Origin of the sequence: Streptomyces sp. SID13666, assembly GCF_010548325.1 — a bacterium.
Classification (GTDB): domain Bacteria; phylum Actinomycetota; class Actinomycetes; order Streptomycetales; family Streptomycetaceae; genus Actinacidiphila; species Actinacidiphila fildesensis.
In genome coordinates this window covers 874738-895813 of the sequence record NZ_JAAGLX010000001.1, presented here as the reverse complement: position 1 = coordinate 895813, position 21076 = coordinate 874738, and the positions used below count along the sequence as shown (strand labels likewise).

Below are 21076 nucleotides of genomic sequence, written 5' to 3'. Positions count from 1 at the left end.
CTCCCCAAGGATGCGGAGGTCAGGTCCAACTGAAGCGATGCGACGCGCCGGGCCCCGCAGGACGGCGCCGTCTCGTCATCCCGCGGCGACCGCGGCGCGGCCTGCTTTTCGGCGCAGGCGCGGGTGGCGGCCAGACGGTAGGATTCGGTGCCGGTTTCGATGATGTTGCCGCCGAACGTCAACCGGCCCACGATGACCGCGCAGAGCCTTGGATGGATCCGTAAGGGGTTCCAACCTCCAAAGGATTCATTGGAGCCGATCGCCAGAGAATTCCTTTCCTCACGCTCCGTCAAAATCTGGAAGAGCAGCTCCGCCCGGCGACGATCCTTCCAAGAACGCTTCTTGCCCGCACGAAGCGAAGATCTTGTGCACGGCCTTCCCACTGAACGACAGCCTCAGCGAGAACAGGAACACCTTGGTGGACACCCCATCCAGGTGGATCCACACATCCCCGAAGTCGACCTCCGCCTCGTCACCGGGGCGGTGGGTATGCGGCACGAACGCCTGCGGCGGCTCCCGGCCCTCCTCCACGCGGATCTCCGGACGCCGCACGGCGATGTAGGCGCGGACCATCGAATACGGCACGCCCCGGGCGTCATGCTCGTCGATCAGCTGGTCGAAGACCCGCTTGACGGTATGCCGCTGCTTGCGCGGCGCGTCCAGGTCCTCCCGCAGGATCTGGTCGATCGCGCCGGACACACCGACTCCAGCGCCATCGGCACCGTCCTGCGGCCCACCGTGTACGTGGCGGACAAAGCTCTACTGGACAGCCCTTCGTCCCGAGCGTCATGGCGTTCCGCCGCGTGCAACTCAACCTTCGAAAGGGGCACTTGTGCCACGCAGCGCTAGCCGATGCGCCCCGGCTACTCCCGCACAAGCCCCCAGATGGAGTCAGAACTCACCGACATCAACTTTCCACCGACACCGCTGGAGTCAAACCCCACCCACCACTGGCCTCAAAACTGACCTCCAAAGCCACCAGGTGGAGGAAGGCCCGAATACTGGATGTACTCGGGCTTCCGGCAACGCGGCGAGGTGCGGTGCCAGGCGTAGCGGGTCAGGCAAGATCCGAGAGAGACGGCCGGCCGCGACGGCGCTTCCGCTTCGCCCGCAGTCCGTCCAGCAGCTTCCGCGCTGCCGTGTCGCCTCCGTCGGCGGCCTGTTGGGCGAGGCGGTCCGCCTCCTCGTGGTTGCCGGCTTCCTCGCGCATCCTGACGAGCCGGCCCAGCGCGTACGGATCGCCCTCGGCGGCCGCCTCCTCGAACAGTTCCTCGGCCCCGTCACCGCCACACCCAACGGAGGCCCCCTCGCGCATGTCCGCGAGCTCGACCAGGGCTTGGCTGCTGCCGGCCTCTGCCGCCTGTCGCGCAGCCCGTTCGGCGCCGTCGCGGGCCCCGGTCTCCTCGCGCAGGAGGGCGATCTCCTGCAGTGCCCTCGTCCGGACGCTCTCAACCCGGGCCGCGCGCAGAAAGAGCTCCTCGGCCCGGTCCCGGTCCCCCGCCTTCTTCCGCTTCTCGGCCAGTTGGAACAGCGAGTAGGTCATGCCCGCGTCGGCCGCCCGCTGCGCGTAATGCTCGGCGCCATCGTGATCGCCCAGGTCCTCGCGTAGCAAAGCCATCCCGTCCAGGGCCGCGACGCTGCCCGCGTCGGCCGCTTCGCGGAAGAGGTTCTCGGCTGCGACGACGTCGCCGGCTGCTTTGCGCACTGCCGCGAGCCGCCGCAGCGCGTCGGTGTCACCGGCGTCCGCGGCCTGCCGCACGAGCCGTTCCGCTTCGGCCCTGTCCCCCGCCTTCTCCCGCAGTGCGATGAGCGAGTAGAGGGAATAGGTGCAACCGGCGTCGGCCGCCTCACGGAACAGGGCCTCGGCCGTCGTGAGATCGCCGGCGAACTCGCGGTCCATGGCCAGCCGCCGCAACACGCCCGGCTGGTCGCTGTCGGCGGCCAGCCGGGCGAGGACCAGTGCCTCCGCGAGGTCTCCGGCCCGCTCCCGGCTGACGGCGAGCTTTTCGAGGGCGTAGTCGTGACCCGCAGCGGCGGCCTGACGCAGCAGGTCCTCGCACCCGGCGGGGCCTCCCCTTTCCGCGCGCAGCATCGCGAGTTCGTACAGGACGAAGCCGCGGTTCGCATCGATGCCCTGCCGTGCGAAGCGTTCGGCCTCCTCGCATCGCCCGGCCCGTTCGCGTTCCCGGGCCAGCCACAGAAGGCCGTCGCGGCCACCCGCCTCCGCAGCCCGCAGGTACAGAGTTTCGGCTGCCGCCCGGTCCCCCGACTGCTCGAACTGCTCGGCCAGACGGCTCAGGGATTCCGTGCTGCCCGCTTCGACGGCCCTGGCCAGCAGCCGGCGGGCCCAGAGCGCACGGTCGCGGTGGCCGGCGGCCCGGGCCAGGAGGCGCAGTTCGTCGGGGTCGCCGAGGTGCTCGTGCGCGGCCGCCCAGAACGACGTCGGGGGGCACAGCCGTCGGCGCTCGCCGGCTCCATGCTGCTCGAGATAATCCGCCAGTCGACAGGCCGGTGCCGGCGGACCGTTCACCGCCGGTGAACCGCCAGGTCCGCCAGGTCCGTCCGGGCCCTCGCGGACCGTACGGGGGCGGGCCCGGCGCAGGGGGGGCGAGGTTGCCGTGGACGGGCTCGCCCGTATCGGCGAGGGCTTGTTCGAACCAGTGCTCTTCGAGGGCGTCCCGCTCGTCGTCGGTGAGGTAGTCCTCGGCCGCCTCGGCGAGGAACGCCAAGGGAACGTGCAGGCCGACGCCCAGGCGCCGCGCGTCCATGGCCGCTTGCAGCAGTGCGCGCGCCGGAGGCGAGGCGCTGCGATAGCGGCGCAGCAGCTCGGGCGCACCCGCCAGGAACTGGGCCAGCCGCCCGTCGCCCGCGTGTTGCAGGGCATGGGCGAGTTGTTCGTCGCCGGCGGCGGCCAGGGCCTCGGCAGCCTTGATCGACTTCCGGTCGAAGGCATCGGGCAGGACGATCTGCCGATCGGCGAGCAGCTGTCGCGCCTGCGGGTGCGGGTCCGGCCCGACGCTTCCGGGAAGGGCGCAATAGGCCCGGGAGTACGAGGACCACAAGGTGCCCAGGACCAGGACGGGGGTGTGAGCCGGGTCGGTGAGCAGCAGGTGGAGGGCGGCGGCGAGCCGTTCGCCCGTTCCGCTGCCGGCTCCGAGGTAGTGCTGGGCCTCGTTCAGCCACACCACCGTGTGCGGCACAACACGTTCCATCTGTGCCAGTGCCGCCTCAGGATGCGACGGGTAGCGGGGGTCCCACACCAACCAGCCCTGTTCCGCGAGGGGTTGTACAGCTTCCCAGCACGCGCGGGTCTTGCCCGTCGACGAGGAACCGACCAGCACGGCCATCCGGCTGCTGCCGGCTGCCGCGGCGGCGACAAGATCGGCCAGCTCCGCGTCGTGCGGCCGGCGTACGTAGCCGGGCAGCCGGGGTTCCGTCCGCGGCCGGCGGTCGGTCCGGCGTGGCGAGTGGTGGTCACCCGCGTGTCGTGGGGCGTCCACGGCAGGGTGGACACCGAGGTCGTGCGGACGGCACTGCGCGATGGGCCGTCCGACGACGCCGACCACCGGACGTTCGTCGGCGCGGGCGGCCTCGCGTTCGTCGGCATGGTCAGGCTGGTGACCGGCGCGCACCGGCCCTGGGCCGGCCGCCGGGAGCCCGGCCGCCGAGCGTCCAGCCGCCGGGAGCCCGGCCGCCTGCGTCACGCTCGCGGATGGCACCCCCGCCGCACGCGTGGCGAGGGCATGCAGCTCCATGAGGGGGCGGGGCTGGAGCCCGAGGGTCCGCGCCACCACGTACACGGTCTCCGCCGAGGGTGGGGGTGCCGAGCGGCTGAAGGCCGCGCTGACGGTGGTCCGCCCCAAACCCGCAAGCCCGGCGAGCGCCGACTTCGCGAGGCGTTTGGCGATCCGCGCTGCCTCCAGGCGCGCGCGCAACTCGGTCAGCGCGGCGGCCGGTTCCCGGAATTCTTCCGCGCTCACGCCCCCCGACCCGCCCTCGCCATGCCGACTGTTCATCGCTGTTCATCTTCGTCCGGCCGCACACCGCTGAACACGACTTTGCCCATATTGGGCTGCACCGCCAAGTCGGCGGGCGACTTCCACCACCACGCCGAAGGGGACCGCAACCGTGTCCGATCACAGCGCCCTGCTCCTCCTCACATGCGCCCTGACCATCCTGGTCGCCGCACTGACCGGGGCGGCAGCCGGTTACCTGGCCCGCCGGGACCACGCGACCTACCCCGCGGCCCTCACCCGCGGAGCCGCGGCCTTCGGCGCGACCCTCCTCCTGACCGCGACCGTCGCCTCGGCCCTGACACACCGGTGAACCGGTACCCCGCACGACGCCCGCCCCCCGTAGCGCCGGCGGGAGACCGTCGGGCCGGACTGCGGCGGCTACGGCCCGCGCAGCCGCGGCTGGGGAGGGCGTCAGGCTCCGGTCTGATCCAGGCGAGGTTCACGCCCAGCCGGACGTTGTCCCCGTCGTCGGCCCGGGGGTCCGATGGATCGGCCGGCGCCGCAGTCCCAGATCCGTTCGACCGGCCCGACGTGGTGGGTGTGGGGCGGCGCCGGACCCGCACCCGTTGTGGCTCCCCGTCAGCATCGTCGAGAACATCCGCGGACCATGCGCCTTCACCGGCGGCACACCAAACACGCGACCCCGCTCAAGGAAGTCCCGGGGAGGCTCCCCGCGGGCCGGACCATGACCTTCCTGACGTTCGTACTCCCGGAGCGCAACCACCTCCCGATGGACGCCGAGATCAGCCGTGGCGGCCGGGCCGTGTGCTCCAAGGCGTTCGAATCGAGTCCTGTCGAGCACTCAGAGCCGTCCCGTAACTGATGGCTACGGGTGAAGCGGCTGAGCGCCCCTCGAGTTGGCGGGTCGTGCACTCAGTCCCTTCACGTGGCGACGTTGCACTCCTCGTAGGGCTCGCTCACCGCACTGTGCGGGAGGGCTCGTCGTGGTGGTCCTTCGGTACTCAGTTGTCACTCGCCGCCTCCCCCACCCGGGGGAGGCAGATACGTCCGGCGGCGGACGTGGCCGGGCCGGTAAGGCCGGAGGCTGGGATTCCTGCTGATGGAAGGGGAGTTCGGGTGGAACGCTGGGATCGGGTCGGGCGGAACGCGGCGTATGGGGCGGCTCTGGCGCTGTCGCCGTACTTGCTGATCAAAGTCTCGTGGGTGGTCGGCTCCCTAGTGGGGGTGCTGCCGATCGGCAATGGCTTCAGTTTGGCGGAGTGGGTGGTGCTCAACATCGTCACGGTCGGTATGGCGGCGATCGGGATCGCTCTGGCCCTCGCGCTGGTGCGGCCATGGGGGATGCGGATACCGGGGGTGCTCGTCGCGTTCTGTTCCTGGGTGGGGTCGGGATTCCTCGTCTCGGTGCTGCCTTTCGTTCTCTTCAATGCCTTCCTGAGTGTGGGCGGTGACTCGCAGGGTGGCGGTGACGACCCGGCCATGCCGGTCTGGGAGGGCCTACTCGTCCAGTTCAGCTTCGTGGGAATGGGGCTGGGACTGGCTGTCGCCGTCCCGGCGTATCTGCGGCGCCGCTGGCCGGATGCGTTCGCCGGGCGCGTCGGTGACGGTCCGCGTACGCCGCCGCCGTGGGCGGCTGTCGTCGGCGCTGCGGTCGGCCTGGTCTGGCTCTACTGGGCCGCCGGAGGCACCCTGGGAATCACCCACCCGGCCGAGCGGAACACCGACGGCTACGTCTTGGCCGCTGCATGGGGATTCTGGGCCCTGGCCGGATCCGCTGCCGTCTGGACGGTCGCCCGGGCGCGTCCTGCCGGGTTGCCGCGCTGGATCCCGCTGGTGTTCGGGTGGGTCGGATCGGGCTCACTGTTCGCATGGAGCGCCTGGAAGGTACCCCTCATGCTGTACGTAGCGGTGGCCGATCCTGCCGATATCATGCCGCCGGAGAACCCCACCGTCGCGATGGTGCTGAATCTCTGCGCTGTGGTGGCAGGCGCGGGGATGATGCGGACACTCGTCCGCGCGCGTATCCGCGCCCCCGAGTCCCATGCCCTGCCCGAGGTTGTCATTGGGCTCGAGGGCTGAGTGCCTCAGAGGGGCGACCGGCCGCCTCCTGAAGCGCCCGGTCGAGGGTGGGATGATCTTGCTGTGATTGGTGTGATCACGGTATCGGAGCCGTCTTGGACTGCGCCGTTCGGCGGGTTGAGCCCGCGCCTGTTCGGCAGACTGGTGACCGCGCCGCGGCGGAAGGGTGCTGATGCGGTCCGCAAGGGCCGGCCGTGGAGTCTTCCCCTGGAGGACCGGGCACTGCTGGTTACGGCCTACTGGCGCACGAACCTGACGATACGCCAGCTCGCCCAGCTGTTCGGGGTGTCCAAATCGGCAGCGGACCGCACTATTGACCATCTCGGGCCGATACTCGCGCTCCGGCCCGCAAGCGGTTCGCAAGGGCCACTGTGCTCATCGTGGACGGCACCCTGGTCCCCATCGCGTGACCACACCATCGCAGCATGCGTACCCCGTTCCGGAACAAGGATCAACCGCTCCCCGCCAGCCGGACACAGTCCAAGGAAGTGAGTTGAAGAACACCTGCTCAAGCCTCGATGACCAGGTGGACCTTGGAAGGCTCCACCAGGGGACACACCTCACGACGGTGAGCCTGCCCAAACCGCACAAACCTCACAGGTCGGTACGCTGGTGAGCAGAATTTCTGACCGGTCACGAACGTAGCGATGAGTTTGCTTGGCCCGCGGGGTCTCACCACTGTTATCGCCCCCACCACAGGAGGAACCCATGGCGCAGCTCTTGAGAGTCCAGAACTTCGGCGTCTCGAGTGACGGGATCGGTGCCGGTGAGGACCAGACCCTCGAGAGGCCGTTCGGTCATGTCGATCCCGGGAGGCTGTTCGCATGGGCCGGTGCCACGGCGAGCTGGCCCATGCGCACCGACCCCGGGGGGAGCCGGGGCCTGGACGACTACTTCACGCGGGACTTCCCCCGCAACATCGGCGCCGAGATCATGGGCCGCAACAAGTTCGGGCCCCAGCGCGGGCCCTGGCAGGACCATGAGTGGCAGGGCTGGTGGGGTGACGAGCCGCCGTTCCACACCCCGGTATTCGTTCTGACCCACCACACGCGTCCTTCGCTCACCCTGTCCGACACCACGTTCCACTTCGTCGACGGCGACCCTGCCACGGTCCTCGAACAGGCCCGTGAGGCGGCGCAGGGCAAGGACGTCCGACTCGGCGGCGGGGCCACCACCATCCGGCAGTTCCTCGACGCCGACCTCGTCGACACCCTGCACGTGGCGGTCTCACCGGTGAAGCTCGGGTCCGGAGTACGACTCTGGGACTCCCCCGATGAACTGCTCGACCGGTTCCACCTGGAGGTCGTTCCCAGCCCGAGCGGGGTGACGCACCACCTGTTCTGGCGCAAGTGACCGGTCCACCACGACACCCCCTCACAGCTGTGAAAAGGTCCCAGCACGCAGTCGCCAGGGCGGGGTGTGCGGGGTCCTAGGAGAACCTGTCCCGGTCGAAAGGAGCATCCCGCAGGCAGCTCCACAGGTGCCGCGGCGGCAGGGGCGGGGGACAGTGGTCTCTAGTCGGAGGGATTCGGGTGCCGCTCGCGGGCCGCGGTGGCGCTGACCTCGCTCAGGGCTGCTGCCACCAGGTCCCGGGCCCACTCCAGGCGAATGAGCAGATCTTCGGACGACGAACCGACGGGCGACCGGTCGGTTCGTCGTCCGGAGGTGGTGCCAGGGTCCCGGCGGGTCAAAGCGTCGAGGGGCGACCGATGAGTTTTGGCCGGACGGGGAGTCGGTACTTCCAGAAGGGCACCCGACCGCTCGGAGGAACCATGTCCACCAGCAACAACGCCTTGCCCCCCGTCGTCGACGCCTCCGCTTGGGAGAAGGAGCTGGCCGCTCTGCGCGTGCGGGAGAAGGCCGCCACCCGCGAGCTCGACGCCATCGCGGCCCAACGCCGCCGGCTGCCGATGGTGGAGATGCCCAACTACGTGCTGGAGGGGGAGGAGGGCCCCGTCCGGCTCGCCGAGATCTTCGGCGATCACCCGCAGCTGATCATCTACAGCCACATGTGGCATGAGGGCGCTGAGTGGCAGTGCGGGGGCTGCACCGGCTTCACCTCCCAGTTCACCCGGCTCGCGGGCGTCGAGAAGTTCGACGCCCGGTTCGTGATCGTCACCCAGGGTCCGATCGACGAGGCGCTCGCCTACCGGCGCAAGGTGGGTAACACCATGACGTGGTACTCAACGGCGAACAGCACGTTCGGCAGCGATATCGGTGCCCCGCCCAACGGCGGGTTCGCGGTCAACGTGTTCCTGCGCGACGGTGACACGGTCTACCGCACCTGGCACACCGACGGCCGCGGCACCGAGCAGCTGAGCTACCTGTTCGCCCTCGTCGACCTTCTGCCCTACGGCCGCCAGGAGGAGTGGCAGGACTCCCCCGAAGGTTGGCCCCAGTCACCGACCTACAGCCGCTGGGCAACACCGCAAGAGATCGCGGCGGCGTACGGCGGCGACCGCTGAGGCGCCGGGAGTTCAGGACGACGAGGGAGCGCGCGTCATCTTCCGTCGCCCGCCACCGCCATCACCAGTGCTGTCTGCCCTTGATGAGCCGTACCACGGCGACTGTCACGGGGACTGGGAGCGTAAGCATCGCACTCCGGTCACAGTCCCGAGATTCCGGTCCGCCGCGCATGCAGTTCGGAGCGGACGAGTTCGAGGAGGCGGCCCGTCCAGTTGCGGCCCTGGCCGGCGTTGTCGCCCCAGAATGCCGAGTCCGCGTCGTCGTAGATCACGGTTGTGTCGTCCGTTGCCAGGAGGATCTCGGCAAGGTCGGGATGCTGGTCGTACTTGGCGCGCAGCAGGCTGGTCATGACGGCGGTCCGTGCTTGCTCCCAACCCTCTCGGCGCGGTGCCGCGGTCGCGACCTTGCGAGCTGTGGAGAAGGTGTCCGCCGTCACGATCATGGCTCGGGCTTCGGGTTGGGCGACTGACAGAGCCCAATAGGCATGGGCGACGGAGGGGTAACTGATCTCCCCTACGACGATCGAGGCAGGGTAGTCGTTGCAAAGGGCCTGCCTCCCCGGGTCGGCCACCGGTGTCCCATCCGGCCGAAAAGGGGAGCGAGTTCGGCCAAGGAGCCACTGTGGCCGTGGTGCCATTCCCGCGTGGTCGCAAGCTGATGCAGCAGGGACGATCACCGAGACGAGGACGACATGGCCTATGCGGAGATCGACACGGCCGGTCTGCCACCGGAGCACAGGTTCGAATGGTGGCGTGAGGTCGTGGGACAGGGCGTGGCGCCGACGCGGATCAGCAGCGACTGCGGTCCGGACTTCGCCGGTCACGCCGGATTCCTGACGCTCGGCGCTGCCCAAGTGACCACGATGACGTTCTCCCCGCTGAAGTCGCAACGGCCCGCGCAACTCGTCCGGCGCTCCGACCCGCAGACTCTCGAACTCACGCTGATCCTGGAGGGCGCGATGCGCGTCACCCAGGATCGTGGCGAAACGCACCTGTCTGCGGGTGACTTCGCAATGTGGACCTCGTCCCGCCCCTACAGCGGTCATGCCATGGGGAGCCCCGAGGGCGGCGTGTCTCGCGCTCTGATCCTGCACCTGCCCCAAGCACTCGTCCCCCTCCCGCACAGAAGGGTCGGAGAGCTGTTCGCCCGCAGGATGCCCGCAGCGTCAGGGATGGGCCGGGTTCTCGCCCAGTACCTGCAATCCGTCGTCCAGGAGGCATCCGCCCTGGACGAGTCGAGCAGCAAACGGCTCGGTGCGGTAGGCATCGACCTGGCGACGGGCTTTCTGGCCGAGCGGATCGGCGCACAGGAGCGGCTCCCCGTGGAGACGCGGCACCAGCTCCTGCTCTCCGCCATCGACACCTTCATCGACGACAACCTCGCCGACCCACACCTCAGCCTGGGCGCCGTGGCCGCGCGGCACAACATCTCCGTGCGGCTCCTGCACCACCTCTTCCGCAGTCGGCCGGAGTCGGTGTCCGCAAGTATTCGGCGGCGACGGCTCGAACGGTGCCACGCCGACCTTGTCGCACCCGCCCTCCGCTTCCTGCCCGTGCGCGCCGTCGCGGCGAGATGGGGCTTGGTCGACGCGGCGGCGTTCAGCCGCGCATTCCGTACGGCGTACGGCCTGACACCCGGAGAACATCGCAATACCACGCTGCGCGCCAACGCCGCGCGCCGCGCGGATCGCCAGGATCCGGCCGTTGGCAGCGGTGGAAGCTGACCCGGAGCCGCCGTCGAGTCGGACCCGTGCCGGCCATCGGCGTCCGGAGTCCGGCCTGCGCAGACGGTCAACGCTTCCTGCGCAGCAGGCCAATGACGGCCGCGGCACGCCGGGAAACACTGGAGCGAAGCGAAACGCCTGACAGCGCCCCTCAACATTCTCCGTCCGGGGCAGGCCAACCGCCCCGGCACCGAACGCGGCCGGGGCCACGACGAAAGCACAGGTGAGCATGAAGGCATGGCGTAGAACTCTCATGTCCGTCGCTACCGCGTCGCTGGCACTCGGTTCCCTCGTCGGGACAGCGAGCGCCACTACACCGGCGAATCCCGTCAGCAAGAGCCCTGTCAGCACCGTGGCATCCGCGCCGACATCCGCGCCGCCGAACACTTCCGCGCCCCGTCCCGGGAGCCGCATCACGTACAACCCGAAGGCGAAGCCGGGCTCCTGGGCCAACCCGATCATCGCGAAGGAGCGAAGCGGCCTCGCCTCCGGCTGCGGCGACGCGGGCCTGTACTGGTGCAAGGCATGGACGGCGGGTCCGGGCTGGTTCAAACTCGGCACGGCACTGGGCTCCGACCACCACGAGTGGGCCTTCACCCAGGGAATCTCCCAGCACTACTACGAGGTCTACATGGACCGCACTTGGGATGGCGGCACCCATTGGGACGGTCGGCTGAGCGTCGTCACCAATGAGCTCAGATGGTCCGACGCGATCTTCGACGGTCCGCCCTTCAAGACGCGAGCCTGCCTGTGGGACATGACCGACGTGATCCTCTACTGCAGTCCTTCCTGGCACTGACCCAGCCCTCGTGTGCCGGTTCCACAGACTGTTCGTCCGCAAGGGACGAAATCGATGGGCGGCCCGCAGCCCAGAGCTGTTCACGGGGTCGCCCGCCGCACTGGTGCCCCAGGTCGTCGCGTAGTGGCTACTCGTCCGGGCCGACGCTCCAGGCCCAGTCGTGGATCAGGCCGAGCGCCCTTTCGGCGTCGAACAGGGCGGGAGGCGCGTATGCGTCCCGGTCCTGGTTCAGGATTGCGTGCGTGAATTCGTGGGTCGGGGCAAGGATCCGTACGCACTCCTCCATTGGCCGCGCAAGGTCGGGGACGCCGCTGCGCGCGGCGTCGCGCAGTGCGTCCAGGCCCGTTCGCAGCTTCGCCAGTCGCTCGGTGAGGGCGGCGTCGTCCACCTCGTCGCTGGGGTCCTCGGGCCAGCGGGTCGACCGGTACAGCGCCCGGACCACGGCGATATCGGCCGGGGCGAGGCTCTGCCGTAGCGCGCGCGAACCCTGTGGGAGCACGGCCAGCGCGACGGCCTCGGCCATCGGCCGTGGATGCTGGGCCAGGGCGCGGCCGGCCAGTGCCCGATGTACTGGGCGAGCGTGGGGTTCCCCACGGCGTCGTCGTCGATGCTGGTGAAGTCCCGGTTGATCGTAATCCACCGGTCCTCGTCGCCCTCCCCCAGCAACTCGACGGGGTGGTAGACATGTTCAGCGAGAAACTTCCACACTGCCTGGGTGATGGGGATGTCGTCCTAACACAACCTCCCGGGGAGGAAGAGCCGACGCGGCTCAGCACTTCGCCAGAACATCCCGATCGTGAGCACGAGCTTGCAACGGAAACACACAAGATCCGCCGAATCAGACATGGATGGCCCCCAAGGTGTCGCGTCACCGGCCCCTGACCGGCCCGCCGCATTCAAGCAGCGCCAGAGCCACCCCGGCCACCGGTTACTGACCCGGGAATGCCTTGTCTTTGTGCAAGTCGGGTGCTGGCTGCGGCTCCTGGTGGTCGGTGACGCGGTCGCCGTATTAGCCGTCGAGGGTGTTGATGGCTTCTTTGCCAACGGCTCGCAGCACCGATCGCCCGGACACCACCACGATCACGGCCTGTCGGGCTGCCTGCCGGGCCACCACCGTCCGCTCACGGAGGCAGCAATGGCCGCAGCATCCTTGTCACCGGCGCGAAGGGCCCTACGCGCCCTGGTGCTTCCCGGCGTTGTCTGCTGCCTGCTGGGACTGTCCGGATGCGGTAGCAGCAGCGACGGCGGTAAGCCGTCCCCGGCCCCGGCAACCTCCCGGCCCGCCACCCACACCACCACGGCGCAACCGCAGGCCGCGGTCTTCGATCCGCCCCGGACCTTCGAGGAGGTCACGCGCAACTCCCTCAGTGAGCGGGGCATCGGGAACATCATGCTGGCCGGCCCCTACGCGTACTCCCTCGCACCGGACGCCCTGGACGCGGTCAGGATCAATGACGGGGCGGACGCCGGCCACATCCGGCCGAAGGACGAGCAGCCCCAAACCCGACAGGGAACCGGGCGAGCCACCGGAGCCCCCTCCCTGATCCGTATCGGGTCGGCCACCGCCGCTGTCGGCGCCTTCATCACCCTGCCACCCGTCACCGGAACCCAGACGAGCACGCTGGCCGTCGAGGTACTGGCCCTGGACGCGTCGACCGCCCGCACCACCTGGTCGGCCACCTGGCCACTGGCCGACACCGACCTGCCCGACGGATTCCGCAGCTCGGGTGCCGGCGCGCCCACCGCGGAAGTAGCCGGAGCTGACACCGGCACCGTGGTGGTCGTCGTGCGGGCGGGAGGTGTCCCGATCACCTACGGAATCGGGATCAGCGAACGCACGGTCCGCTGGAAGCAGAAGAACTTCGCCGCCGTGCACGTCGAGGACCAAACCGCCGTCGGGTTCGCTTCCGCGAGCGGAACCTGGGTGGGCGCGACAGACCTGGGCGTCAGTGCCCGTGACAGCTCCACCGGTACCCAGCGCTGGTCCTGGGACGGCTTCGGCGGCGGGGAAGAGGCGCAGATGTCCGCCTTCGGGCCCGGCCGGATGCTGGTCGCGCGGGCCAACGACCATGACGAGCGGGAACCCGAATTCCTCCTGACCCTCGCCGGCGGCAAGCGCGCCGCCCTTCCCGGCTCCGACGCCTACTTCACCAGTGCCGGCTCCTGCGTCTACGACCAGCGGTCGGTCACCGTATGCACCGCGTCCAATACCGAAGGCGGCTGGATCGCCGGGTACGACACCGCCACCACCCGCCAACTGTGGAAGATCCCCCGCACCGGGGCCTCCGGCACCCGCGTGCTCCACGACGCCACCGGCGCCTGGCACGGCACCGTCTACGGCACTACTGCCCCGGACACCGATGTGGCCCTCGAGGCCCGCACCGGACAGGACCGCACCCCCGCACCCGGTGCCGCCCCCCGGCTCGTCAACCAGTACGGCGGCGCCGCCGGAGGCGGCGACCACGTCACCCTGCTCCGCGCCACCAGCTGACCGGCACCCGGCCGGACCACCGGATGCGCCTCCAGGCCGGCTGCTGCCGGAGCGCGGACTCGTGGTCGTCGCGCACATCCACTCCGTGGCCGGGGTGCGCGAGGTCGTGTCCGCGGGCATCGACGTCGTTGCGCATGTGCCCGTGGACGGCGAACTGGACAGAGCCCTGGCCGAGCGGATCGCCGAGGCCGGAATCGCGGTCGTCCCGACGCTGGCCACCATCGAGAACGTCCTGGGCGAACCGGGTGGCGCCGCTGTCGTCGGAGACCCGCGACTCGCCGAGGCACTTGGGGACGCACAGGCGCGGCGGCTGACCTCTGGCGCATCGAGCTCGCGTGGGCAGGGAATGCCGCCCTACTCCCGTGCTGAGGAGAATGTCCGCCGCCTGGTCGACGCGGGCGTCACGATCCTGGCCGGCACCGACGCCCCGAACCCGGGAACCGTGTTCGGGGCAAGTCTGCACCGGGAGCTGGAACTGCTCGGCCGCTGCGGCATGACGCCCGCTCAGGCGCTGAACGCCGCGACCGCCGCTCCGGCACGAGTGTTCAACCTTGCCGACCGCGGGCACGCCGCACCCGGTCAGCGCGCGGACCTGATGCTCGTATCCGGCGACCCGTTGACCGACATCACCGCGACCCGAGCCATCGAACGGATTTGGCGGGCAGGCGTCCTCTGTGACCGACGTGCGTTCGTCGCCAACGCGGCCGAGACGGCAGAACTTGACGCCTTCGACGCCCGGGTTGCCAAGGTCGTGGCGGCCGTCCGAGAACGCCGGTACGGCCGATGACGATCTGGTGGTCAGCGCGGGTGGCAGTGGCTTGGCGGCCCGCGGCCGACGCCGCGCATACGTTGCAGGCCGTCCCAACTCTCGCATCGGCCGGTCTCCTGACCGTCTCCGCACCGGTGTGCGGGGGTCGCTGACCCCGGGCACTCGCCCTTGACGTACGAAGGCTCCCGGCCGGTGTGATCCACCGGCCGGGAGCCTTCGTCGTTACGTCGCTTGGTGTCAGGCGCAGTTGGACGGAGCGGGACGGCCCGCGAAGCGGTCCGCGATCCAGGCCAGGTACTCCGGCTCCGCGACGTTGGGGATCGTCTGGTGCGTCGCCCCCTGGTACTTCGTGTACTCGACCGGCTTGTCGAAGCTGCAGGCCCGCTTCACGTACTCGTCGGTCGAGTTCGGGTTGATGACGGTGTCCGCCGTCCCCTGCATCACCAGGATCGGTGCCACCGAGGCGACCAGGCCCGCGGTGTTCTCGCTGAAGCGCTGGTGCCAGACCTCCGGCACCACCGTCAGCGGCTGGAACAGGGTGTCGAGCTGGCCGACGTTGCCGACGTTGTTCTGGATCACGTCCGCGAAGTGCTCGATGCACGCCACAGCGTCACCGCCCAGCGCTTGCAGACCGGCCGGCTTCAGCACGTCCGTGGCCTTCAGCTCGGGGTAGGCCGCCAGGAAGCCCCGGTAGACGTTGGTGCGCAGCGCCGCGTTGTGGGAGGCGGAGGTGGCGTCGGTCGGGCCGGGGAGCACCAGGCCGCGGAAGTCAGGTCCCAGGTTGGCCGCGGGTGCCAGGGCCGCGATGCCGACCATCTGGGTCTCGGGGGTGTACGCGCGGTAGTTCTGGGCGATGAACGCCGCCGCGCCGCCGCCCTGCGACCAGCCCAGGACGGCCGCCTTGCGGTTCGCGTGGGTGGCGGTGATCTGGCGGGCCGCCCGGACGGAGTCCAGGACGTTGTTCGTCTCGGTGACGGCGACGGTGTACTGGTGCACGCCGGGGGTACCCAGGCCCTGGTAGTCGGTGCCGACCACGACGTCACCGGAGCGCAGGAACTGCGTCAGGGCCGGCACGCCGACGTCGATGCCCCAGGGGCTGTCGTAGGTGTAGTAGCCCACCAGGTCGGTGGCCGGGTTCGGCACCGCGGAGGGCGCGCACTGCCGCGGTCCGCCCACGGTCCCGTGGGCCCAGGCCACGACGTTACGGCCGGCGCGCGACGCGGGGGCATCGGGCCAGGCCACGATGCCCGAGACGGCCACGGGCTTACCGGTCTGGAGAGTCGAGCGGTACAGGATCCGGCAGGCGCTCGCACCCTTGGGGGCATCGACGCGGCGGGCCCAGATCAGGTCGCCGTGGTTGCCCTTGGGCAGCGGCGACGGCGGGTCGTAGAACTTCTCGCCCTCCGGGCCGATCGGTACGCCCGGGGCACACAGGCCCTTCGCTGCCTTGCCGCCATCCGGGTTCGTGCTCGCGGTGGTGGCGGTGGCAACGGTGCCACAGCCCAGCGCGATCACCGCGGCCACACCGGCCGCAGTGATCGCCGATAGCCGTTGTCTCATGCTCAAGTCCCTTCACTCGATGCCGGACGAGAGACTAGAGAGAAGAAAGCATAATGTCACCAACTGTTACTATTAATACCTTTTGTGTCGCATTGACCCTGACCATCGACCCGGCACCCAGCCACACCTTCGGACGTGCTCCCTCACACCCAGCACCAACGCGGCGGCGCGCCCACCTGGGCACCTGGCTCAGCGCCGGGCACGGCCACGGCCGGGAAACAGTGCGGCGACAGTCGCTGCCACCACCACCCCGAACAACAACCCGCCCCAGGACAGTGCCCCGACAGGCCGGTGCGCGACCAACCCATACGCCAGCATGCCCAGAGCACCGCCCACGAGGAAGAACCCACCACTACGCATCGCAACCCGCCACCGCGGGTGAACCATCCCTGACGTCACGACACACATCATCCACCCCGGCAGCGCGCCATCTCCGACCGCAGGGCCGGCCACCCTCGGCGCCCGGGAACCTGGCATGATCATGCCCCGACGTGCACGTCGGTTCAGGGTCGGGGAAGGACCGGTATGCGCGTGGCTCTTTGGGTTCTGCTCGGCGTGGTGACGCTCCTGGAATGCGGCTGCGGCATCGCCGCTCTCACCACCGGCCGTATATGGGTCCCCTGGGCGCGGCACCGGGTCCTGCGGCCGAAACCCTGGGGATGGGCACAGCTCCTCGGAGCCGCCATGCTGAGCATCTACCCCCTGCACTTCGGCCTGGGGGTGAACATCCCGGTGATGGCTGTTCTGGCCTTCTCGCTGATCCTCATGGTCGCCTCCACCGTGCTGAACCACTTCGCCCTCAAAGCTCCCCGCACTCCACCGCCTCCCGCCTGAGCCAAACGGCCCATCGACCGGGAGAACAGCGGCTTGGCACCACGTTCCGCGGCCGAGCATCACCGCAGACAAGCCGGCAGCAACTCCCACTCATCCGATCGTGCCGCTGGTGGTGTCCGCCGAGCGCTCGGCGGACACCGCCAGCGGCACGGCGGTCAGGACTGCAGGAAGGCCAGCAGGTCGGCGTTGATGGTCTCGGCCTGGGTGGTGGGCATTCCGTGGGGGAATCCGGGGTACGTCTTCAGGGTGCCGTTCTGCACGAGCTTCGCGGACAGTGGCCCGGAGTCGGCGTAAGGGACGATCTGGTCGTCATCGCCGTGCATCACGAGGACCGGAACCGTGATCTTCTTCAGGTCCTCGGTGAAGTCGGTCTGGGAGAAGGCGACGATGCCGTCGTAATGTGCCTTCGCGCCACCCATCATTCCCTGGCGCCACCAATTCGCGATGATCGCCTCCGAGGGCTCCGCACCGGGCCGGTTGAAGCCGTAGAAGGGCCCCGACGGCAGCGCCCGGTAGAACTCCGAACGGTTGGCGGCCAGCTGAGCCTGCAGGTCGTCGAAGACGCTCTTGGGCAGTCCGCCGGGATTGGCGTCGGTCCGCACCATCAGCGGGGGCACCGCGCTGATCAGCACCGCCTTGGCGACCCGGCTCTCGCCGTGCCGGGCGATGTAGTGCGCGACCTCACCCCCGCCGGTGGAGTGCCCGACATGCACGGCGTCATGCAGATCGAGGTGCGCGGTCACGGCGGCGAGGTCGTCGGCGTAGTGGTCCATGTCGTGGCCGTCACCGCTCTGGGTGGAGCGTCCGTGCCCACGGCGGTCATGGGCGATGACCCGATAGCCTCGCCCCAGGAAGAACAGCATCTGAGCGTCCCAGTCGTCCGCTGACAACGGCCAACCGTGACTGAAGACGATGGGCTGCCCGGTACCCCAGTCCTTGAAGAAGATCTCGATGCCGTCAGGTGTCGTGACCGTGCCCATGCTTCGCCTCCGCGGATTCCACGATGTGGTGAGGTGCCGGAACATCATCTGACTGTGGTGCCATATCGATCCTGGGCCATGGGTCCGGATCCCGCGAACGCTGCTCGTCCCATAGTGGTCACGGGGATGACCAGATCCTCCCCGTGCAAGCGGGGAGCAGGGGCTGCGGTGAGCTTGTGCTCGACGGCGTCCCACAGGGCTACCCGGCTTCCCTGCCGCACGGTCCAGCCTGGCCCGGCTTCGCTGAGTACCAGATCAGGCCCACCCCACCAGCAGGGCCTCGCCGACGACGAGGTGCTCCTGTGCGTCGCGGGCCTGCGGGAAGCTCTGTGGCCTGAGCTGCAGGCCGGCACCTGCGAGCGCTGCGAGCACCCGCGCCGCGAGTTCCGTGCGCTCGATCTCCGGGATGGTGCTGAGGTTGAAGAACACGTAGGTCCGTGTGTCGTCGTCCGGGGAGACCACGACCGGTCCCTTCGGACCATCGCAGGGGATCCCCGCGCCGGTGATCGCCCGGATCGTCCGGCTGAGGACCTCCGCCGCGCTCTTCACGTCGACTGCGCGTGCCGCGGTGTGGATCGCGACGCAGAGTTCGGTGGCGGCCGGTATCGCCGCGCTGACCGGGACGGTGAACGGCCCCGTCGTGACGGTGTCGGTTGCTGCTTCGTACCGAAAGCTCCAGAGGTCGCGGGCCACGTCACGCGGCGCGCCGAACTTGCGGGCTGCGGCCTGTGCTTTGCCGCCCTTACGGTGTGCCCAGTCCTCGAAGTGGGTCAGCCCGTCACGGACGTGCCTGACGTCGGGCAGGGCGGCCTCATAACGCTGTTGGGCCTGTTCAAGGGCATCGACGACATCCGGACTCATTCCGAGATCCTTCAGGGCGATCTGTTCGAGCTCCGCCACCCCGAGCAACTGGCGCAGCGCGACGATCAGCGTGCGTGCGTCGATCTGGCGAGAGCTGAACCAGCCGGTCGGCTGGTCATCGCTGTGCATGCGCTGGACAGTCAGGACGACGGTGGCCTTCAGCCAGCCCGCCTCCGACGCCACGATCGCGTACGGGTTGTCTGCTGGAGACCAGTCGTCCGGAAGGCTGTCGCTCATGGCAACAGTCTGAGCCCCCTCAACCATCGGCCGCTGCGCTGATTCAACTGGAGCGTCGCTGATCAGGGACCAGCGGGTGTACGCGTCCTGACGCACGGCGCGTCGTGGTGCGTCGCTGACAACCACACACCCTTCAGCCCGCCGGCGGCCTCCCCACCGAGACCGCCGCCAACAACCCCTCCTCGGTGAACCGCACAGCCACGGTCATTCCGTCCTGCCCCTCCGCATGCAAGGACCCGTCCGCCACGGCCTCACGGACCGTGAAACCGTGCCGTGCGAGATACCCGGTCACAGTCTGCCGCGGGTCATACGGAAACTGCCGAACGGCCACATCGAACATCCCGGTCACCACCCGCCGGTCGAACCCGGCCTCGGGCACAGCCGCGTCGTCCACGACCACGAACGCCCGCGCGCCGTTGTCCAACGGGCAACTCGCGAATCCGCGCGTGCGCAACGCACCGAGGGCGACTGTCGCCAGCCGCTCCGCCGCGGCCAACGGGTCCGCAAACGCGGCCAGCTCGAGCCGCGGTTCGACGAACTCGTAGATGCCATTGCGCTCCCCGAAATCCCGCAACCACACAGCCAGGCCCAGCCGTGACACCCCCGGCGGATGCGTGCGCTCGTTGCCCCACGCCCACAGCCAACTGCCGTCATGTCCCAACGAGCCCAGCGGCGACTGGTGCACGGTCACTTCGCCGATCCGCAGCATGCTCGTGTCGTAGCTCAGCGACCATGCCCCGCCGGGGGGCTGATACCGCGTATAGGTCGCCTGCTGCTCAAGCGCCGCAGCGGCGTAGTACGCGCCCGCGTCCTCAAACGCGCGACTGAACACATCGTCCGGCTTCAGCGGCATCGGCATCAAACGCACCCACTCTCAAATCCACGACATCGCGTCTCAACCTACCCACCGATCGCGCCCGCGGTCGGGCCCATCAACCCAGCACCGGCCCCTCACCGACCCTGCGGCGGGCCCGAACCCCCGGTACCCGCCAGGCGGGCCGCACCTGGGGCAGTTCACGTGGTTCAGCCCACCGGCCAGAGCGGCAGATCCGCGTGCCGGACTCGGACCCCACCCTTCGTGACGGGGCGAAGGCGGCAGGTGCCATGCAGGACCCCACTGAATCCATGTGCTCGACAGCGCCAGTGGTCCAGTTCACCCCCTCGTCCCAGGAGAAACCCACCCGGTCCCGCGATGCCTTCCCGGGCTTGTCCACGCCGCCGTCATAAACGCTCAAGCCCAACCGCTTCCCCACCCGGTCCGGACCTCCGGCACTCACCTTGGTGATAACCGCCGTCAGGCTCGCGCTGCCGGGCGCGGTCACCAGGCAGTCGACCGCGCCTTCCGCGGTGTAGGTGATGTCCCGCTGCGCCGAGTAGTGGGAGATCTTCACCGTGCCGCGCGCATCGGTCGGCAGTCCGCCGGGCACACCGGGGATCGGTCTGCTGAAAGGGACGGCGTACGAGTTGAACGTCAGTGGGCGAAGGTCTCGAACCACATGATCGTGAAATGGATCAGCAGCGGCAGCGCGATCCGCACAGCGTCCCGGTCCTGCGATGCCCCGCCCTCGCGGTTGAGGCCGGTGACGACGGCGATGCCGTGCGAACCGTACGGGATCTCCGTATCCCGCCATCCGCTCGCCAACGCCCAGGCAACCTCATCAGAACTCAGGTGAACTCACGGGGCGTCAGCCACTCGTCGCCGTGCTGAACGTTGCCTGCACCGGTACTGGTTTGACGAGCGCCAGATAGACCGGGCAGCGCTCCTGCCAGATCTCGAAGAGCCCCTGCAACCTGTCCGCAGGCTCGGGTGAGACAACATGGATCTCGATCGTGACGTCGCCCAGATCCGGGAGGGCACCCGCCATCCCCAGCAGTCCTCGCGCATCCACGCTACAACGGGCAACGGCGCTCACCTCGTCGAGCTGAAGACCGAGCTCGGGCGCGAGCGTGTCGTGTACGAAGACCACGGCGCACCCTGCGAGCGCGCCAAGAAGGTAGGCGGTGGGACTGGGTGAGAGGTTTCTTCCGCCGACCGCGGGTGGCAGATCGGCGTCCCAGTTGAAGGGCCCCGCTGAGAGGCGTGCATGCCCGTTGGCCAGCGACGCCGTCACAGCCGGAGTTGACTGCGCCGCGCTCGGCTCTGCCCGAAAGCGCTCCTTGCTGGCTTCGATCACCTGCATTGACATGATCCACCTTCCCTCTGGCCCGTAGCTGGCAGCTTTCTGCTTCGCACGGTAGAAGCTGGGCCGTTCAGTGGGCATCCGAGCTGGCACGCACCGTCGTCCGTGCCCGCACCGGCG

The 21076-nt window shown here is 69.4% G+C and carries 20 protein-coding genes and 2 pseudogenes; 11 read left to right on the top strand and 11 right to left on the bottom strand.

Features of this window, described 5'->3' with window-relative positions; genetic code table 11:
• Positions 1 to 95: 95 nt before the first annotated feature.
• From G3I60_RS45070 to G3I60_RS04295, 3 genes and pseudogenes are all read right to left on the bottom strand, one after another.
• A pseudogene (locus tag G3I60_RS45070) lies at positions 96 to 326 on the bottom strand (ATP-binding protein); the annotation flags it as partial.
• Entirely contained in the window at positions 280 to 699 is a 420-nt protein-coding gene (locus G3I60_RS04300) for a hypothetical protein (protein ID WP_164292163.1), read from the bottom strand. The gene G3I60_RS04300 and the pseudogene G3I60_RS45070, both read right to left, overlap by 47 nt.
• A gap of 358 nt (positions 700 to 1057) precedes the next feature.
• Positions 1058 to 2530: a hypothetical protein gene (locus tag G3I60_RS04295; protein ID WP_164292164.1), complete on the bottom strand. Its 1473-nt coding sequence runs from the start codon at positions 2528 to 2530 to the stop codon at positions 1058 to 1060.
• Between the two features lie 1598 nt (positions 2531 to 4128).
• Here G3I60_RS04295 and G3I60_RS04290 point away from each other — a divergent pair.
• The 6 genes and pseudogenes from G3I60_RS04290 to G3I60_RS04265 all read left to right on the top strand — a co-directional run bounded on the left by G3I60_RS04290 (position 4129) and on the right by G3I60_RS04265 (position 8521).
• Complete coding sequence (locus G3I60_RS04290) at positions 4129 to 4326, top strand: hypothetical protein (protein ID WP_138351664.1); 198 nt, start codon at positions 4129 to 4131, stop codon at positions 4324 to 4326.
• Positions 4327 to 4623: 297 nt separating this feature from the next.
• Complete coding sequence (locus tag G3I60_RS04285) at positions 4624 to 4839, top strand: hypothetical protein (protein ID WP_164292165.1); 216 nt, start codon at positions 4624 to 4626, stop codon at positions 4837 to 4839.
• 254 nt (positions 4840 to 5093) lie between these two features.
• On the top strand, positions 5094 to 6056 hold the full coding sequence (locus G3I60_RS04280; protein WP_164606499.1) for a hypothetical protein: 963 nt from the start codon (positions 5094 to 5096) through the stop codon (positions 6054 to 6056).
• Positions 6057 to 6119: 63 nt separating this feature from the next.
• Positions 6120 to 6457, top strand: a pseudogene (locus G3I60_RS04275) (transposase family protein); the annotation flags it as partial.
• 307 nt (positions 6458 to 6764) lie between these two features.
• Positions 6765 to 7409, top strand: a complete 645-nt coding sequence (locus G3I60_RS04270) for a dihydrofolate reductase family protein (RefSeq protein WP_138351666.1) — start codon at positions 6765 to 6767, stop codon at positions 7407 to 7409.
• Positions 7410 to 7828: 419 nt separating this feature from the next.
• Entirely contained in the window at positions 7829 to 8521 is a 693-nt protein-coding gene (locus G3I60_RS04265) for a DUF899 family protein (protein ID WP_138351667.1), read from the top strand.
• Between the two features lie 140 nt (positions 8522 to 8661).
• Here G3I60_RS04265 and G3I60_RS04260 read toward each other — a convergent pair whose 3' ends face one another.
• A complete protein-coding gene (locus G3I60_RS04260; RefSeq protein WP_164292167.1) occupies positions 8662 to 9159 on the bottom strand; it encodes an NADAR family protein in 498 nt (165 codons plus the stop codon).
• 54 nt (positions 9160 to 9213) lie between these two features.
• On the opposite strand from G3I60_RS04260, the gene G3I60_RS04255 reads away from it, so the two are divergent.
• Both G3I60_RS04255 and G3I60_RS04250 read left to right on the top strand, forming a co-directional pair.
• A complete protein-coding gene (locus G3I60_RS04255; protein WP_164292168.1) occupies positions 9214 to 10245 on the top strand; it encodes a helix-turn-helix domain-containing protein in 1032 nt (343 codons plus the stop codon).
• Between the two features lie 253 nt (positions 10246 to 10498).
• On the top strand, positions 10499 to 11044 hold the full coding sequence (locus G3I60_RS04250; RefSeq protein ID WP_138351670.1) for a hypothetical protein: 546 nt from the start codon (positions 10499 to 10501) through the stop codon (positions 11042 to 11044).
• 127 nt (positions 11045 to 11171) lie between these two features.
• On the opposite strand, the gene G3I60_RS04245 is transcribed toward G3I60_RS04250, so the two are convergent.
• Positions 11172 to 11567 carry a hypothetical protein gene (locus tag G3I60_RS04245; RefSeq protein WP_164292169.1) on the bottom strand — a complete coding sequence of 132 codons (396 nt, stop codon included), beginning with the start codon at positions 11565 to 11567 and terminating at the stop codon, positions 11172 to 11174.
• Between the two features lie 612 nt (positions 11568 to 12179).
• Here G3I60_RS04245 and G3I60_RS04240 point away from each other — a divergent pair.
• Positions 12180 to 13535: a hypothetical protein gene (locus tag G3I60_RS04240; RefSeq protein WP_164292170.1), complete on the top strand. Its 1356-nt coding sequence runs from the start codon at positions 12180 to 12182 to the stop codon at positions 13533 to 13535.
• Positions 13453 to 14322 carry an amidohydrolase family protein gene (locus tag G3I60_RS04235; RefSeq protein WP_343241912.1) on the top strand — a complete coding sequence of 290 codons (870 nt, stop codon included), beginning with the start codon at positions 13453 to 13455 and terminating at the stop codon, positions 14320 to 14322. The genes G3I60_RS04240 and G3I60_RS04235 overlap by 83 nt, the downstream gene beginning before the upstream one ends.
• 219 nt (positions 14323 to 14541) lie before the next feature.
• On the opposite strand, the gene G3I60_RS04230 is transcribed toward G3I60_RS04235, so the two are convergent.
• Entirely contained in the window at positions 14542 to 15864 is a 1323-nt protein-coding gene (locus G3I60_RS04230; RefSeq protein WP_164292172.1) for a lipase family protein, read from the bottom strand.
• Between the two features lie 531 nt (positions 15865 to 16395).
• On the opposite strand from G3I60_RS04230, the gene G3I60_RS04225 reads away from it, so the two are divergent.
• Positions 16396 to 16698 carry a hypothetical protein gene (locus tag G3I60_RS04225; protein WP_138351674.1) on the top strand — a complete coding sequence of 101 codons (303 nt, stop codon included), beginning with the start codon at positions 16396 to 16398 and terminating at the stop codon, positions 16696 to 16698.
• Between the two features lie 155 nt (positions 16699 to 16853).
• On the opposite strand, the gene G3I60_RS04220 is transcribed toward G3I60_RS04225, so the two are convergent.
• The 5 genes from G3I60_RS04220 to G3I60_RS04200 all read right to left on the bottom strand — a co-directional run bounded on the left by G3I60_RS04220 (position 16854) and on the right by G3I60_RS04200 (position 20956).
• Positions 16854 to 17678: an alpha/beta fold hydrolase gene (locus G3I60_RS04220; RefSeq protein WP_138351675.1), complete on the bottom strand. Its 825-nt coding sequence runs from the start codon at positions 17676 to 17678 to the stop codon at positions 16854 to 16856.
• Between the two features lie 255 nt (positions 17679 to 17933).
• Entirely contained in the window at positions 17934 to 18872 is a 939-nt protein-coding gene (locus G3I60_RS04215; protein ID WP_239069470.1) for a hypothetical protein, read from the bottom strand.
• A 37-nt stretch (positions 18873 to 18909) separates the two neighbouring features.
• Complete coding sequence (locus G3I60_RS04210) at positions 18910 to 19635, bottom strand: DUF6882 domain-containing protein (RefSeq protein WP_164292173.1); 726 nt, start codon at positions 19633 to 19635, stop codon at positions 18910 to 18912.
• Positions 19636 to 20247: 612 nt separating this feature from the next.
• Complete coding sequence (locus G3I60_RS04205; protein ID WP_164292174.1) at positions 20248 to 20418, bottom strand: hypothetical protein; 171 nt, start codon at positions 20416 to 20418, stop codon at positions 20248 to 20250.
• A 43-nt stretch (positions 20419 to 20461) separates the two neighbouring features.
• Entirely contained in the window at positions 20462 to 20956 is a 495-nt protein-coding gene (locus G3I60_RS04200; RefSeq protein ID WP_164292175.1) for an OsmC family protein, read from the bottom strand.
• Between the last annotated feature and the right edge of the window lie 120 nt (positions 20957 to 21076).